We start from the raw sequence: 14,636 nt of genomic DNA on the forward strand, positions 1-14,636 counted from the left end.
GGTCGTCCAGCGCGGCGGCGTACCGCAGCCCGCTCCGGGCGGCCTGCTGGGCGGCGGCCAGCACCGCCCGGCCCGGCAGCGCGCTCGGCGCGCTCGAACGCGGCCGCGGCCGCGGCTACCTGGAGGTGCTGGAGGACCCCGGGGCCGGGGTCGGGAACCTGCTCGACTGCCTGCGCCGGGACACCCGCTGGGACTGGGAGATCGACGACCGCGCCGCCTACCACGCCCAGTTGATGCGGGAGGCGGGGGTCCCGATCGACCCGCTGCTGGAACTGCTCAACGGCCCCGACGTGTACGACTGCGACCGTGCGGGCGAGGTGCTGACCGAACACGCCCTGCTGGGCTCGGCACCGGCCCGCGAGGCGCTGCGCGACTACCTGCGGCACGGCCAGTGGTGGCAGCAGGTGCTGTGGAACCCGGCGCACCGCTGGCCGGAGCCCTGGTGGGACGACCTGGCGCCGGGCCTGGTGCGCCGGCTGGCCGGGGAGCGGCCGATGTTCCCGAGCTTCGAGTCCTGGCTGGTCCGACGGGGGTTGATCCCGGCCGAGGAGGGGCCCGCGGGCCCGCACCGGAGCCCGGAGACCGACCTGGGCGCGGACCGCCTGCTCGCCGTCGCGGCCGACTCCGCCCTGCCGTACGCGGAACGCTCCGCCGCGCTGCGGGAGTTGGGGAGGCGCCCCGAGGTGCCCGTCGAAATCCTCCCGCTGGTGGCCGAGTTGTGGGCGACGGCGGACGACGGCTCGACCGAGAAGGGGCTGATGGGCCTGCGCCCGGTGCTGGAGAAACTCGGCCCGCTCGCCCTGGAACCCGCCCGCGAATGGGCGGCCACCGACCGCCGCTGGCTGCGCTGGCAGGGCCTGCAGATCCTCGCGGAGCACGGCGGGATCGGCGACGTCCCCACCGTGGTGGCGTACCTGGAACGGCAGTGGGACGAGAACGTGTGGTGCGGGCCGATGGTCCTGGTGGGCCACCTGGCCCGGTTCGGCCCCCGGCTTGCCGAGACCGCTCCGCTGCTGCGCGCGTTCTGGCGCCACACCCCGCACAGCTGTGAACGCCCGTCCTACCTGCGGGCGTTGCACGCGATCGTTCCGGAGAAGACGGCCCCGCTGCTGCACGAGTCGCTGTGGGACTGCGAGCCGGACGCCCGCCTGTACGCCGTCCGGCACGCCCCCGACAGCCCGGAACTCGCCCTTCGGCTGGCCGAGTTGCGCGACAGCCCGGTGGAGGAGGACGAGCTGCGGGAGGCCGCCGCGCGGCGGCTGGGTTGAGCGGTGGCCCAGCCGCGTCGAAAACCGCTCGCCGCCGGAGCCGGGATCGGGCACCCTCGTCGCTCGTGACCGACACCGAAGACGACTACGCCGCCTACGCCCCCTCCGGGAGCCTGCTCGGGGCGGTGCAGCGCGGGCGCGGCCTCGGCTTCCTGCTCGCGCGCGAGGACCGCGGCGCCGGGGCCGGGGCGGTGCTCGACTGCCTGCGGCGGGAGACCCGCTGGGACCGGCAGGCCGACCAGCGGCACGGCTACCACGCCTGGCTGCTGCGGGAGTTGGCGGTACCGGTCGAGCCGCTGGTGGAGCTGCTGGAAGGGCCGGACGAGGACGCCGCCGAGCGCGCCGTCCAGGTGCTCGCCGAGGTCGCCCCGCTGCTGCGCGCGTTCTGGCGTCACACCGCGCACAGCTGTGAACGCCCGTCCTACCTGCGGGCGTTGCACGCGATCGACCTGGGCGCGGCGGCCCCGCTGCTGCACGAGTCGCTCTGGGACTGCGAGCCGGACGCCCGCCTGTACGCCGTCCGGCACGCCCCCGACAGCCCGGAACTCTCCCTTCGGCTGGCCGAGTTGCGCGACAGTCCGGTGGAGGACGACGAGCTGCGGGAGGCCGCGGCCGGGCGGTTGGGCTGAGGGGCGGGAACGCCGGAGGCAGCCGCGGTGGGGGCCGCGGCTGCCTTGGGTGGGGGTCAGCGGGTCAGAACTGGGTGCTGACGGTGACGTCGGAGAAGTCGGTGACCGCGTACAGGCTCAGGTAGCGGTAGCCGGCGGTGGGGGTGGTGACGGTGATGCTCTGGGCGGTGCCCGGGTTGGTGGAGGAGGCGGTGAAGGCGCCGGGGGAGGCCCAGGTGGTGTCGTTGTAGTAGAGGTGCGCGGTGCCGGTGCCGCCGCTCGTGGTGATCTTCAGGGTGGTGGTGCCGGCCGGCAGGTAGACGTACAGGTAGTCGAGGTGGCCGGCGGTGGCGGTGAGGCCGGTGCGCCGGCAGTTCTGGCCCATCGCGTCGGCGCGCTGGTCGGTGCAGGTCGGCAGGGCGGGGCTGCCGCCGTCGACGGTGGTGGTGACCGAGGCCGGGGTGGCGGTGGTGCGGCCGGTGGCGTCGGTGACGGTCAGCGCGACGGTGTAGGTGCCGGCCTTGGCGTAGGTGTGCGAGGGGTTGCGCTCGTCGGAGGAGGAGCCGTCGCCGAAGGTCCAGTGCCAACCGGTGATCTGCGCCGGGGAGTTGGTGACCACCGAGCGGTCGGTCAGGGTGACGGTGGCGCCGTTGACGGACTGGTCGAACAGCGCGGTCGGGCCGGTGGCGAAGCAGGCGCCGCCCGCGCACCGGGTCAGCCAGGCGTCGAAGTCGGCGTCGTAGGAGGTGCCGAGGCCGTTGTAGACCGCGTACCCGCCCTGGTAGTCGCCGGTGCGGAAGCGGCCGAGCATGGCGTACACGTCCGCCGGGTGCTTCTCGAACATGTAGCGGACGGCCAGGTAGCCCCACGGGTAGACCCGGGTGGAGTCCGCGTTGTCGTACGTGTTCTGGAAGATCGTCGACAGCTTGTAGGTGTGCTTGGCCGCCTCGGCCATCGCCTGGGTGTCGGTGACGCCCCGGTAGGCGTACGACTGGTACTCGGCGACGCCCTCGATCCACCAGATGTCCGGGACGGAGATCTCGGCGGCGAAGTCGCCCTTCATGTCGTAGACGTTGTCGAGGTAGTGGGTGTACTCGTGGTTGAGGTTCCACACGTTGCCCGCGAAGTCGTCGTTCCACGACTTCTGGTACATCACGCACACCGGCTGGTTGTTCGGGTCGGTGACGTCCATGACGGTCTGGCCGCCGTTGTCGGTGGAGTTGCCGTAGATCGCCCACGAGTAGGTCTGGTAGTCGGCGGCACTGGCGAACACCGGCATGACGACCGTCTTCCCGTACTGGTTCGGCACCGGGCCGTCGTCCTTGACCAGGTTGTGGAAGAAGGCGTCCTCGCCGCGCAGGCTGTCGCAGACCGGCTGCAGCTGGGCCACCGTCAGCGCCTGGGCGCGCAGCGTCCTGTTGTCGCAGACCAGGACGTTGGGCAGGACGGCGTCGGCGAGCTTGGTCGGCAGGTCGCAGGTGCCGTAGTACGCGCACTGGCCGTGGTCGTAGGTGTTGGCGTTGAACGCCACGTGCACGTACAGCGGGCCGGTCGGGCCGAGGATCGCGGTGGTGTCCAGCAGCTGCTTGACCAGCGGCTTGGCGGCGCTCTCCGCGGCGGTGGACGTCCCGGCCATCCGGGCGAGGTCGTTGCCCGCGTTGACGTCCAGGAAGGCGTTCGAGGTGCCCAGCAGGTCGCGGTGGTCGAGCGCGAAGTCGCCCAGCGAGGTGACCAGGGAGGTGTCCGCGCCGATCGCGTTGACGAAGTCGGTGTTCCAGTTGCCGCGCCACAGCGGCGCGAACAGCACCGAGTTGACCGCGTTGACCATCTTCGGCGTCGCGTTGTAGCTGTTGTCGTAGCCGTCCAGCACCTGCCGGTAGACCTTCAGGTACCCGGCCTGGACGTTGGCGCTGTCGGTCAGCACCAGCACGTCGTACAGCACGAGGCCGTTGGCGTCGGTGACGTCCTTCCAGCGGGTGCCCGCGAAGAAGGCGTCCAGGCCGGCCCGGGTGGCGCCGGTCAGGGCGGCGCCGTAGCCGCCGACCTGGGACGGGTAGTAGGACTGCACGTAGTACCCGGCCCGCAGGAACTGCACCAGTTGCAGGACGCCGGAGCTGTTGGTGCCGTCGTAGGCCGCCGCCAGGTCTTTGAAGGCGCCCGCGACGGTGAGCATGTTGGCCTGCTTGAAGATCGCGCCCGCGTCGGTGCCGGTCACGTTGTACAGCGTGTTGACGCAGGTGTTCGTCGAGGACTTGACGAAGTTCACCAGGTCCGTGCCGGAGCGGCTGCCGAAGTCGGCGTACGTGCAGCTCTGCGCGGCGGCAGCGGCAGCAGCGGCGGGGACGGAGGCGGCGGAGGCGGCCTGGGTGCCGGCCGCGGGGCCGGGGGCGCCGTGCGGGGCCTTCCCGGCGTTCTGCTTCGCCGGACGCGGGGTGGTCTGGACTGCGGTGCCCTTCGGCTGCCCCAACTGGGCCTGGCCGAGCAGGGCGGGCGGCAGCGGCGCGGCCACCGGCGTCAGGCTCTCGGGGGCGGCGTCGACGATCGGGCCGAGCGGCTTGGGGACGGCCCCGCCGGGGGCGTTCACGTCCTCGGCGGAGGCGGGGACGGAGGCGTAGGCGGGGACGGAGGCGTAGGCGGGGACGGAGGCGGAGACCGGGACGGCGGCCTCCGCGGACCGCGCGCCGGGGGCGGCCGCGGCCGGGGAGGCCGGCAGCAGGGTGGCCGCGACGGTGCAGCCGGCCAGCAGGCCGGCCGCCAGGGTGGGGAGGGGTATGCGCAGACGCACTGCTTCTCCTGGGGGAGGGAGCTCACTGAGCACATCAGTCGGGGGAGGGTGACGCGGTGAGCATCCTGGCACCGGAAACAGGGTCAGAACAATGTCACAGGTCATATGACATCACGTGAACGCGGCATAACACGGCCGGGAAGGACTTGACGCGGGCTGCGGGCGCGCGGCCTCAGGTGCGCGGCGGCCGGAACGTCCGCCCGGCCCAGCTGTGCAGGTGGGGGGCCTCGGCGGCGAGCTCCCGGTACGCGGCCGCGGCCGCCCCGAACAGGGTGTCGGCCAGGCTCGGGCCGATCGTGGCGCGCTGCCACAGCAGTACGTACCGCAGCCACAGCGGCGTTCCCAGCAGCGGCTTCACCGAGACGCCCGGCACCGGCGCGGTGCTGCCCGGCACCAGGGCCGCGCCCAGGCCCGCGGCCACCAGGTCGAGCACCTCCCGCCGCCCGCACGGCAGTTCCCGCACCCCGGCGGGGGCGAACGAGGCCGCCTCGCAGGCCGCCCGGAGCAGTGCGGGCCAGGACGCGCCGTCGGCGGCGGGCAGCAGCCAGTGCTCGCCCGCCAGGTCGACCAGCGCCGGTTCGGCGTGGTGGCGCAGCGGGTGCCCGGTGGGCAGGGCGACGAACACCGGCTCGGTGGCGACGGCCCGCGCCGCCAGGGCGGGCGTGGCGCGCAGGCCCGAGCCGGGGTGGTCGAGCAGCAGTGCCAGGTCGAAGGGCGCCCCGGCGTCCTGCGGCGGGACCGGCCGCTGCGGCGGCGACGCCGGGTCCCCGGGCGGGGCCAGGGTGAAGCGCAGTTCCGGTCTGAGCTGTCGGGTGCGGGCCAGGGTGCCGGGCAGCAGGGCCGGGCAGTCGGCGGCCAGTCGCAGTTCGCGGTGCGGGCGCTCGCCGTCCGGGACGGCGGTCCGGCCCAGCCGGTCGACCCGGGCGAGCACTTCGCGGGCGGCCGCCAGCACCTCGGCGCCGAAGGTGGTGGGCACCACGCCGGCTGCCGTCCGGTCGAACACCAGCGCGCCCAAGTGGCGTTCGATGCGCCGCAGTTGGGTACTGGTGGCGGGCTGGGAGGCGCCGATCGCGGCGGCCGCCCGCCCCACGCTGCCGCTGTCGGCGATCGCGCAGAGCACCCGCAGGTGTCGCAGCTCCAGATCCATGGCCGGCCCTCCTCGCGTGCGGGCGGCCCCGCCTCGGCGGTGGCATGGGGCTATGCAATGTCACACGCAACATGTCAGATGGTTTCGCTCACCTTCGCTTCCCGGCAGTGCCGCGTCAAGTCCTCGGGCGGGGGGAACCGTCCGGACGGTGGGGCGGGCCCACCACCGCCCGGGGCCGGTCAGGCGGATGGCTGGCGGGCCGTACCGCCGGGGGCGGTGGCGGGGGCGGCGGCGGGGGTGGAACCCGGTTCGGGCGGGCCGGGCAGCGGGTGGCGCTGGTACCACTCGGTGCCCGCCATCCGCACCCGGTCCGCCGGGGACGCGGCCGCCAGCCGCCCCGGCAGCGCGCCGCGCTCCACTTCCGAGCGGTGCGCGAACACCGCCGCCAGCTTGCGCCCCAGCCACGGCGAGACGTCCAGCGCCTCCGTCTCCGCGTCCGGCACCGTGAGCGCGGGCCGCCCCGGCCGCAGCAGCAGCGGGGCCAACTCCCGGGCCGCCCCGTCCGGGTGCGTCGCCAGCAGCAGCCGCCCCACCCGGACCGGCCCGCCCAGCTCCGGGTACCGGCCCGGCAGGGCGGCGGCCCGCACCGCGCGCACCGTGATCTCGTGGGTCCGCCGGTGGTCCGGGTGCCCGGTCATCCCGCCGTGCGCGTCGTGCGTCACCACCCACCGCGGCCGGAAGGCGCGCAGCTCGGCGACCAGCCGCCGCACCGCCTCCTCCAGTGGCGCGTCCAGCAGCCGGGCCGCCCCGGGGGCCGACTCCGGCACCTTGGCGTCCGCGTACCCCAGCAGCCGGGGCGCCCCCGCCCCCAACTCCGCCAGCGCCCGCGCCAGTTCGGGCACCCGGTGGGTCCCCTCCGCCCACGTCGCGGTCACCACGGCGGTCCGTGCCCCCGCCTCCGCGTGCCGGGCCAGCAGGCCGCCCGCCGCCAGCGACTCGTCGTCCGGATGTGCGAACACGCCCATCACGTCCGGCAGTTCCATCCCGCCACCACCTCTCCCGTGCCAGGTCCGGTGAACTCCCGGGCCACGCTAGGCCCTTCCGGACGGGGGCGGTGTGCGGGCGAGTGGGCAGCGGTGGGGTCAGCGGGCGGCGCAGGTGCAGAGCGGGGCGAAGGCGCGGGTGGCGGCGGCGGTGAGGTCGGCCGCGATGGCGGCGGGCGGGTCGCCGGCCAGGACGCGGCGGCGCAGTTCGCGCAGGGTGGCGCGGTGCAGGCCGCTGAGGGCGCCGGCCAGCAGGGGGGCGTCGGGGGCGAGGGAGGTCTCGGGGGGGCGGGCGGCGAGGGCGGTGGCGAGGGCGGCCTCGGTGCGTTCGCCGATCTCGCGTTCGCGGGCGCGCAGGGCGGGGCTGGCCTCGACGGTGCGGAAGAAGGCGGCGGAGCCGGGGGCGAGGCCGATCGCCGGGTCGGCGCGGCGCAGGGCGGCGCACAGGTCGTCGCGGACGGCGGCGGCGGGGCAGCAGGCGCCGGGCGGCAGCGGGTCGACCAGGGCGGCGAGGTGGTGTTCGACCTCGTCCTGCCGGTCGAAGAACAGGTCCTCCTTGGTCGGGAAGTAGTTGAACACCGTGTTGGTGGAGACGCCCGCGTGCCGGGCGATCTCGGCGACGGTGACCCGGTCGAAGCCGTGCTCCAGGAAGAGCAGGAGCGCGGTGTCCGCGATGGCGGTGCGGGTCTGCTGCTTCTTGGTTTCGCGAAGGCCCATGCGCCCATCGTACGGAATGATAGGGTCACTGAAAAATTGGTGTGACACCAAGATTTTCACGGCGACGTCCGACGGTCAGCGAGGAGAGCGAAATGTCTTACCGGAAGCGGGAGTTCACGTTCGGCATCTACCCGGGCGGGCTGCTCGGCGACGACCACGGCCTGGTCCACCCCGTCCGGCCCGACGACCCGGCGCGGATCGCCGAGGCGCTCGACCTGCTCCAGGGCGCCGAACCCGGCTTCCGGGTGCGGGTCTACCGCTCCTTCGCGGCCACCGTCGCCGCGCCGCCGCAGACCCCCGACGGCTGGGAGGCGTACCTGGGGCGGCCGGGGCGGCGGGTCGACCTGGTGCTCCAGTTCCGCGAGCCGACCGGCTCGCTGGCGGGCTGGGAGGAGTACGTGCGGGGCCAGGTGCGCGAACTCGGCGGGCGGCTCGGGTCGGTGCAGGTCTGCGAGGAGCCGAACGCCGACCTGCCGGTGCTGGACGGCAGCATCCCGAACGTGCTGGCCGCACTGGTGGCCGGGGTGGTCGCCGCCAAGGACGAAGTGCGCGCGCTCGGCCTGGACGCCACCGTCGGCTTCAACGCCGTTCCCACCCTCGACCCGGGCGCCGCCTTCTGGCCCGAACTGGGCGAGCTCGCGGACGACCGCTTCCTGGACGCGCTGGACTACGTCGGCCTGGACTGCTTCCCGGACGTCTTCCGGCCCGTCCCCGCCGACCGGCTCGCCGAGGTCACCGGCTGGCTGCTGGACACCTTCCGGCACACCGACCTGCCCAAGGCGGGCATCCCCGCCGACGTCCCGATCCGGATCTGCGAGAACGGCTGGCCGACCGGCCCCGACCGCCCCGAGGACACCCAGGCGCGCGTCCTGGAGACGGTGATCCGCACCGTTGCCGACCGGGCCGGGAGCCTGGGCATCGACGGCTACGCGCTGTTCGCGCTGCGCGACGCGGACAGCGCCGGGGAGGGACTGTTCCACCGCTTCGGGCTGCTGCGCGACGACCACACGCCCAAGCCCGCGTTCGACACCTACCGCCGCCTGATCGCCGAACTCGGCCCGCGGCTCAGGGAGTCGTAGACGACGGCGGGAGCGGCGGGAGCGGCGGGGGCGGCGGGAGCGGTGCGGGGCGGCGGGAGCGGGGTGGGCGGGTTCCTGTACCGTGCCGTCCACCCCGCCGCCCGAGAGGCCCGCATGAAACCCGGAATCATCCGCACGGCCGCCCGCGTGCTGCGTCGCCGCCCCGCCCTGCTCTGCTTCCCCGCCCTCGGGCTGCTGACCGTCGCCGCGGTGCCCGCCCTCGCCTGGTTCCCGCTGCTCCAGGGGGTCTGGCACCGGCTCGAGGACGGTGGCGCCCCGGGCCCGGCCCAGTGGGGAGCGGTCGCGCTGGTGCTGTGGGGCGCCTCCGCGCTCGGCGGGCTCTGCACCGCCGCCCTGCTGCACTCCGTCCACGAACTCCTCGAGGGCCGGCGCCCGCCGCTGCGCGCCTCGCTGTCGGCGATCGGGCGGCGCCTGCCGACGCTGCTGGCCTGGAGCCTGTTCTCGCTGCTCGTCGGTTCGGTGCTGCGGACCGGGGAATCGCTGGCCGGGCTCGCCACCCTCTTCGACCTGCTGGGTTTCTCCTGGTCGTTGCTGACCTTCTTCGTCCTGCCGGTCATCGTGGTCGAGGGGGTCGGCCTGCTGGCCGGCCTGCGCCGGTCGCTCGCGCTCGGCCGCCACGCGCTGGGCCGCTGGGTCGTCGGCGGGCTGAGGCTCTTCCTGGTCACCACGATGGTCGCGCTCGGGGCACTTGCCGCGCTGATGCTCGCGGTCGAGTCGGACAGCGCCTCCGTCCTCCTCGCGAGCCTCGCCGCGGCCGCGGCCGTCCTGCTGCCGGTGGCCGTGGCCAGGTCCGCCGCGTCCGGCATCTACCGGGTGTCCCTCTACCGCGAGACGGTCGCCTCGGTCGCCGCGTCGGACGCCGCCTCAGCCGCGCTCGCGGACGCCCACGCGGCCGTCCCCGCCACCGGGCGGGGCGGCCGGTGAGCGGTCGGCGGGGCGCCGCTTGACGCAGGTCACCCAGCGGTTGGCGGCCAGGGCGTCGCGGGGTTCGGGGCGCAGGGTGCCGGGGGAGTGGTCGAAGGGGGTGCGGACGGTGGTGCGCCAGCCGAGGGCGGTCAGGGCGGCCGCCGTGTCGGGGCGGGGCCCGGGGGCGAACAGGGCGAGCAGGTCGATGCCGAGCCGTCGGCGGGCCGCCGCGTAGACGGGAGCGGCCCGGACGGCCGGCGACTCCGGGGCGGCCTTGACCTCGTAGGCGAGGGTGGAGCCGGGGGCGCTGAGCCGGTCCAGGGCGGTGGCGACGGCGAGTTCGGCGGCGGCCGGGAGGTACAGGAACAGGCCCTCGGCCAGCCAGGCCACCGGCCGCGACCCGTCCAGCCCGGCGGCGGTCAGCGCGGCCGTCCAGTCCTCGCGCAGGTCGACCGGGACGGTGCGGCGCCGGGCGGACGGGGCGGCGCCCAGGCCGTCCAGGACGTGCTGCTTGAAGTCGAGCACCCCGGGGCGGTCCAGCTCCCACACGGTGGTGCCGGGCGGCCAGGGCAGCCGGTGCGCCCGGCTGTCCAGGCCCGCGCCGAGCAGCACCACCTGCCGGGTGTCGGAGCCGGTCGCGGTCAGCAGGTGTTCGTCCAGCACCTTCGTCCGCAGCGCGAAGTACCTGGCCAGCCGCCCCCACAGCGGATCGTCGGGGTCGACCGAGGCGGGGTCGTCCGGCCAGTCGGCGCAGCCCGGCGAGGCGCGGACGAAGTGCTCCGCGAACGGGTCGACGGCCAGCGCCCCGCTCCGGCGGGCCTCCAGGGCCCGGGCGTTGGCGACCAGCAGGGCGGTCCGGCCGACGCCGGACCCCACCCCGGCGTCGGGGCGGGAGGCGCCGGCCGGCGCGGTCACCGCAGCCCCACCGGGGTCGTGCCGGTATCGAACGCGGGTGCGGTGAAGGGGAGTTGCTCCAGGTTGGTGATCTCGGCGCCGTACACCCGGGCCATGAAGCGCAGGATGTCGGCGTCCGCCAGGTGCAGCGCGGTGGTGCAGTCGCGCAGCACGGTCAGGTGGAAGCCGCGCTGGAAGGCGGTGCGGGCGGTGGAGTCCACGCAGACGTCGGTGAACAGGCCCGCCAGGACGAGGCGTTCGACGCCGCGGCGGCGCAGGTGGGGTTCGAAGTCCGGGTCCTGGAAGGCGTCGAAGCAGGCGCGCTTGGTGAACACGGCCTCCTCCGGCCGGGGTCGGACGCCGTGGAACTCGGCGCCCCAACTGCCCTCCAGGCACTTGGGGCGCTTGCCGAGCCGGGCGTCCCGCCGCCGCCAGGCCGGGCCCTGGTGGGCGGGGTCGCCGAGGAAGCGGACGAACAGCACCTCGACGCCCGCCTCCCGGGCCGACTCCACCGCGCGGACGCTGCTGGCGGCGGCTCGGGCGAGCAGCTCCGGATCGCCCGGGAAGCGGGCGGCGGCGACCTCGCCCGCGCAGAAGTCGTTCTGCAGGTCGACCACGACCAGCGCGCTCCGCCCCTCGGCCGCGCCCGTGCTTGCCGCGCCCGTGCTTGCCGCGTCCGTGCTTGCCGCGCCCGTGTTCACCGGGCTCCCGCGCGGGTGTTCAGGCCCTGGACGGGCACGGGCACGGGCACGGACGCGCCGGTGAGGGCGTCGAGCACGGCGTCCGTCACCTCGGTGGTCCCGGCCGTCCCGCCGAGGTCGGGGGTGCGGGCCCCGCGGGCCTGCGCGGCGGCGATCGCGGCCTCCGTTGCCGCCTCCGCGCCGGGGCAGTCGGCGTGCCGCTCGGCGATCCGGGCGGCGGCCCGGATCGTGGCGACCGGGTTGACCAGGTCGCGGCCGGCCAGGTCGTCGGCCGAGCCGTGCACGGTCTGGTACTCGGTGAGACCGGCCAGCGCCGGGTGCAGGTGGACGTTCTCGGTGCAGCGGTTCTCCTGCCGTTCGGAGCCGTACCGGTCGAGCAGGACGACGTGCATGATGTCGGCCCACTCGTTCCCGGCGACCAGCAGCGTGCGGTCCCCGGGGCCGTGCGCGATCAGGTTGCGGTTCACCGTGTCGGGCTGGAACAGGGCGACGTCCAGGCCGAGTTCGGCGGACAGCTGCTCCGTCCAGTCGTCCAGCGCGCCGTCCAGCAGGTGGTACTTGTAGGCGAGCAGCACCCGGGCCGGGCCCTCCGGCCAGCACTGCCGGGCGCGCTCCACCGCGTAGCGCACCACCTGCTCGGTGACGGCGCGGCTGAACTCCATGGTGCGCACCACCCTGCCCGGGGAGTGCCGGTTCTCGCCGGTGTAGAAGCCCTGCGCCTGGTCGCGGACCAGCAGCAGCCGCGCCGTCCCGGCGGTGAGCGGTTCGACCTTGACGGCGGCCAGCCGCTGCCGGACCAGGTACAGCGACTGGGCGTTGATCGCGGTGCGGAACACCGCCCGCACCCCCGCGGCCGCCTGCTCGCGGCAGAACCACTCGTAGTGCGCCGCGTCCTGCTCGGTGAGCGCGGCGATCTCCGCGGTGCCCGCGGCCTCGGCGCGCAGCGACACGTACGAGTGGTAGACCCGCGGTGAGCGCTCCACCCGGACCCGGGTGCCGTGCAGTCGGGCGATCCGGTCGAGCACCCGCTCGAAGACGGGGGCGAGGTCCGGGCCGGTGCCCCGGCCGACGGCGAGGGCGATGGGCGGTGCGGTCACTGCGGGACTCCTCGGGAGGCGGGGGCGGTGCGGGGCGCTACGGGACGGGACGGGGCGGGGCGCTACGGGACGGGGCGGGGCGGGGCGGTGCCGGGTGCCGCCGGGTCAGGCGGACTGCGGGACCAGCCGGTCGCCGGGGATGCCGGACTTCTCCGGGGCGTAGTAGTCGCGGATGCCCTCGGCCCACACCTCGACGGTGATCCGGTCCTCGGCGTCCGGGCCGAAGGCGTCGAACAGCGCCTCGGTGTTCTCCTTCTCGAAGCCGATCGCGAGCATCAGGTCGAGGAACCGGCTCCGTTCGATCAGGCCGACGTGCCCGGGGTCGCCGAGCGCGGCGAGCGCGTCGGCGAACCGGGCCGCGGTGGCGCCGAACAGCTCCGGGGCCAGGACGAAGCCGCGGAACTCCTCCGGGCTGATCACCCCGTCGCCGTCGGCGTCCAGCGCCGTGGACAGCACCTGCCAGTAGTGCGCCAGGCTGTCGGCGAGCGCCTGCCGGTCGGCGGCGGGCGAGTCGGTGGCGACGGCCAGCACCCGCCGGGTCATCAGGGTGAAGTCGTCGGCGTCGAGCACCCCGTTGCCGTTGGCGTCGAACAGGGTGAACACCAGCGCGGCCCGTCGGTAAGCCTCGTGTCCCATGAGACGGTTCGTCCCTCCGGTCGTGGCGGCCCGGCTCCGTGCGCGGGCCCGTCCGGGGACCACTCTGCTGACGACGGGGCCCGCGGTCCGGCGATCCGACGGGGCGTCACCCGGGGGAGTGACGAGCGCGACCCTGGTGACGTTGATCACGCCCGGCGCCTTCGCGGGCCGGACCACCGCAGGTCAGCGGGGGGACCGGCCCGGAGCGGCGGGAGCGCCCTGGTTAGCATGGGGACGCCTCAGCTCGGCAAACCCTCGGTCCGGCCGATCCCCGGTTCGGCCTGCCCTCAGCTCGGCCTACCCTCGAAAGTTGAATTGTGACTGTCAACGACGACGTGTTCACGGACTGGAAGAACCGCGAGGAACTCGCGGAGACGATGATCCCGATCATCGGGCGGCTGCACCGTGAGCGGGACGTCACCATCCTGCTGCACAGCCGTTCCCTGGTGAACAAGTCGGTGATCAGCATCCTGAAGACGCACCGCTTCGTCCGCCAGATCGCCGGCGAGGAACTCTCGATCACCGAGACCTTCCCCTTCCTCCAGGCCCTCGCCGCCCTCGACCTCGGCCCGTCCCAGATCGACCTCGGCCTGCTCGCCGAGGCGTACCGCGCCGACGACCGCGGCCTGTCCGTCGCGGAGTTCACCGCCGAGGCGGTGGCGGGCGCGACCGGCGCCCACAAGATCGAGCGCCAGGCCCCGCGCGACGTGGTGCTGTACGGCTTCGGCCGGATCGGCCGGCTGCTCGCCCGCCTGCTGGTCGAGAAGGCCGGCGGCCTGCGGCTGCGTGCCATCGTGGTCCGCAACGGCGGCGGCGACGACCTGGTCAAGCGCGCCTCGCTGCTGCGCCGCGACTCCATCCACGGCCAGTTCCAGGGCACCATCACCGTGGACGAGGCGACCGACACCATCGTCGCCAACGGCAACGCGATCCAGGTCATCTACTCCGACGACCCCGCCGAGGTGGACTACACCGCCTACGGGATCGACAACGCCATCCTGATCGACAACACCGGCCGCTGGCGCGACCGCGAGGGCCTGTCCAAGCACCTGCGCCCCGGCATCGCCAAGGTCGTGCTGACCGCCCCCGGCAAGGGCGACGTCCCGAACATCGTGCACGGCGTCAACCACGACACCGTCAAGCCGGACGAGCGGATCATCTCCTGCGCGTCCTGCACCACCAACGCGATCGTGCCGCCGCTGAAGGCGATGAACGACGCGTACGGCGTGCTGCGCGGCCACGTGGAGACCGTCCACTCGTTCACCAACGACCAGAACCTGCTGGACAACTACCACAAGGCCGACCGCCGGGGCCGCTCCGCGCCGCTCAACATGGTCATCACCGAGACCGGCGCCGCCTCCGCCGTCGCCAAGGCGCTCCCCGAGCTCCAGGCGAAGATCACCGGCAGCTCGATCCGCGTCCCGGTGCCGGACGTCTCGATCGCCATCCTCAACCTCCAGTTGGCGCAGGAGACCACCCGAGAGGAGGTGCTGGAGCACCTGCGGGAGGTCTCGCTGACCTCCCCGCTGAAGCGGCAGATCGACTTCATCGACTCGCCCGACGCGGTCTCCAGCGACTTCATCGGCTCCCGGCACGCCTCCATCGTGGACGCGGGCGCGACCAAGGTCGAGGGCGACAACGCGATCCTCTACCTGTGGTACGACAACGAGTTCGGCTACTCCTGCCAGGTCGTCCGGGTCGTCCAGCACGTCTCCGGCGTCGAGTACCCGACCTTCCCGGCCGCCTCGGCGCACTGATCCCGCACGTCCTCGGGGCCCCGGCGCGGTGCGCGCC

At 74.5% G+C, this 14,636-nt stretch carries 13 protein-coding genes; 5 read left to right on the plus strand and 8 right to left on the minus strand.

Annotated features, from left to right (window positions below; translation table 11 throughout):
• Both ACFUEL_RS14755 and ACFUEL_RS14760 read left to right on the plus strand, forming a co-directional pair.
• A partial coding sequence (locus tag ACFUEL_RS14755) for a hypothetical protein (RefSeq protein ID WP_380236591.1) occupies positions 1-1,268 on the plus strand: 1,268 nt, incomplete at its 5' end.
• Between the two features lie 65 nt (positions 1,269-1,333).
• Entirely contained in the window at positions 1,334-1,897 is a 564-nt protein-coding gene (locus ACFUEL_RS14760; protein ID WP_380236592.1) for a hypothetical protein, read from the plus strand.
• A 64-nt stretch (positions 1,898-1,961) separates the two neighbouring features.
• Here the strand turns inward: ACFUEL_RS14760 and ACFUEL_RS14765 are convergent, their stop codons facing one another.
• The 4 genes from ACFUEL_RS14765 to ACFUEL_RS14780 all read right to left on the minus strand — a co-directional run bounded on the left by ACFUEL_RS14765 (position 1,962) and on the right by ACFUEL_RS14780 (position 7,508).
• Positions 1,962-4,661 carry a collagenase gene (locus tag ACFUEL_RS14765; protein ID WP_380236593.1) on the minus strand — a complete coding sequence of 900 codons (2,700 nt, stop codon included), beginning with the start codon at positions 4,659-4,661 and terminating at the stop codon, positions 1,962-1,964.
• Positions 4,662-4,833: 172 nt separating this feature from the next.
• Positions 4,834-5,808: a LysR family transcriptional regulator gene (locus tag ACFUEL_RS14770; protein ID WP_380236594.1), complete on the minus strand. Its 975-nt coding sequence runs from the start codon at positions 5,806-5,808 to the stop codon at positions 4,834-4,836.
• A 179-nt stretch (positions 5,809-5,987) separates the two neighbouring features.
• A complete protein-coding gene (locus ACFUEL_RS14775) occupies positions 5,988-6,791 on the minus strand; it encodes a PIG-L deacetylase family protein (protein WP_380236595.1) in 804 nt (267 codons plus the stop codon).
• 99 nt (positions 6,792-6,890) lie between these two features.
• The gene (locus ACFUEL_RS14780; protein WP_380236597.1) at positions 6,891-7,508 is read right to left on the minus strand and encodes a TetR/AcrR family transcriptional regulator; all 618 of its coding nucleotides are present in this window, start codon (positions 7,506-7,508) and stop codon (positions 6,891-6,893) included.
• 92 nt (positions 7,509-7,600) lie between these two features.
• On the opposite strand from ACFUEL_RS14780, the gene ACFUEL_RS14785 reads away from it, so the two are divergent.
• Together ACFUEL_RS14785 and ACFUEL_RS14790 are read left to right on the plus strand one after the other, a co-directional pair.
• The gene (locus tag ACFUEL_RS14785; RefSeq protein ID WP_380236598.1) at positions 7,601-8,587 is read left to right on the plus strand and encodes a hypothetical protein; all 987 of its coding nucleotides are present in this window, start codon (positions 7,601-7,603) and stop codon (positions 8,585-8,587) included.
• A 114-nt stretch (positions 8,588-8,701) separates the two neighbouring features.
• A complete protein-coding gene (locus ACFUEL_RS14790; RefSeq protein WP_380236599.1) occupies positions 8,702-9,532 on the plus strand; it encodes a DUF6159 family protein in 831 nt (276 codons plus the stop codon).
• Here the strand turns inward: ACFUEL_RS14790 and ACFUEL_RS14795 are convergent.
• The 4 genes from ACFUEL_RS14795 to ACFUEL_RS14810 form a co-directional block, all read right to left on the minus strand.
• Positions 9,473-10,429, minus strand: coding sequence for an SAM-dependent methyltransferase (locus ACFUEL_RS14795; protein WP_380236600.1), 957 nt, complete (start codon positions 10,427-10,429; stop codon positions 9,473-9,475). The genes ACFUEL_RS14790 and ACFUEL_RS14795 overlap by 60 nt on opposite strands.
• The gene (locus ACFUEL_RS14800) at positions 10,426-11,025 is read right to left on the minus strand and encodes a cysteine hydrolase family protein (RefSeq protein ID WP_380236602.1); all 600 of its coding nucleotides are present in this window, start codon (positions 11,023-11,025) and stop codon (positions 10,426-10,428) included. The genes ACFUEL_RS14795 and ACFUEL_RS14800 overlap by 4 nt, the downstream gene beginning before the upstream one ends.
• Before the next feature lie 80 nt (positions 11,026-11,105).
• Entirely contained in the window at positions 11,106-12,206 is a 1,101-nt protein-coding gene (locus ACFUEL_RS14805) for an isocitrate/isopropylmalate family dehydrogenase (RefSeq protein WP_380236603.1), read from the minus strand.
• A 105-nt stretch (positions 12,207-12,311) separates the two neighbouring features.
• Entirely contained in the window at positions 12,312-12,842 is a 531-nt protein-coding gene (locus ACFUEL_RS14810; RefSeq protein ID WP_380236604.1) for an EF-hand domain-containing protein, read from the minus strand.
• Positions 12,843-13,159: 317 nt separating this feature from the next.
• Between ACFUEL_RS14810 and ACFUEL_RS14815 the strand changes: the two genes are divergently transcribed.
• Positions 13,160-14,599 (plus strand): glyceraldehyde-3-phosphate dehydrogenase, encoded by a 1,440-nt coding sequence (locus ACFUEL_RS14815; protein WP_380236605.1) that lies wholly within the window; start codon positions 13,160-13,162, stop codon positions 14,597-14,599.
• Positions 14,600-14,636 lie beyond the last annotated feature (37 nt).

It is taken from the genome of Kitasatospora sp. NPDC057198 (assembly GCF_042670125.1).
Taxonomy (GTDB): Bacteria; Actinomycetota; Actinomycetes; order Streptomycetales; family Streptomycetaceae; genus Kitasatospora.

Coding starts and splice junctions, on each gene's coding strand:
- ACFUEL_RS14770 (WP_380236594.1), bottom strand. CDS start 5,808: ATGGATCTGGAGCTGCGACACCTGCGGGTGCTCTGCGCGATCGCCGAC.
- ACFUEL_RS14790 (WP_380236599.1), top strand. CDS start 8,702: ATGAAACCCGGAATCATCCGCACGGCCGCCCGCGTGCTGCGTCGCCGC.
- ACFUEL_RS14780 (WP_380236597.1), bottom strand. CDS start 7,508: ATGGGCCTTCGCGAAACCAAGAAGCAGCAGACCCGCACCGCCATCGCG.
- ACFUEL_RS14785 (WP_380236598.1), top strand. CDS start 7,601: ATGTCTTACCGGAAGCGGGAGTTCACGTTCGGCATCTACCCGGGCGGG.
- ACFUEL_RS14775 (WP_380236595.1), bottom strand. CDS start 6,791: ATGGAACTGCCGGACGTGATGGGCGTGTTCGCACATCCGGACGACGAG.
- ACFUEL_RS14810 (WP_380236604.1), bottom strand. CDS start 12,842: ATGGGACACGAGGCTTACCGACGGGCCGCGCTGGTGTTCACCCTGTTC.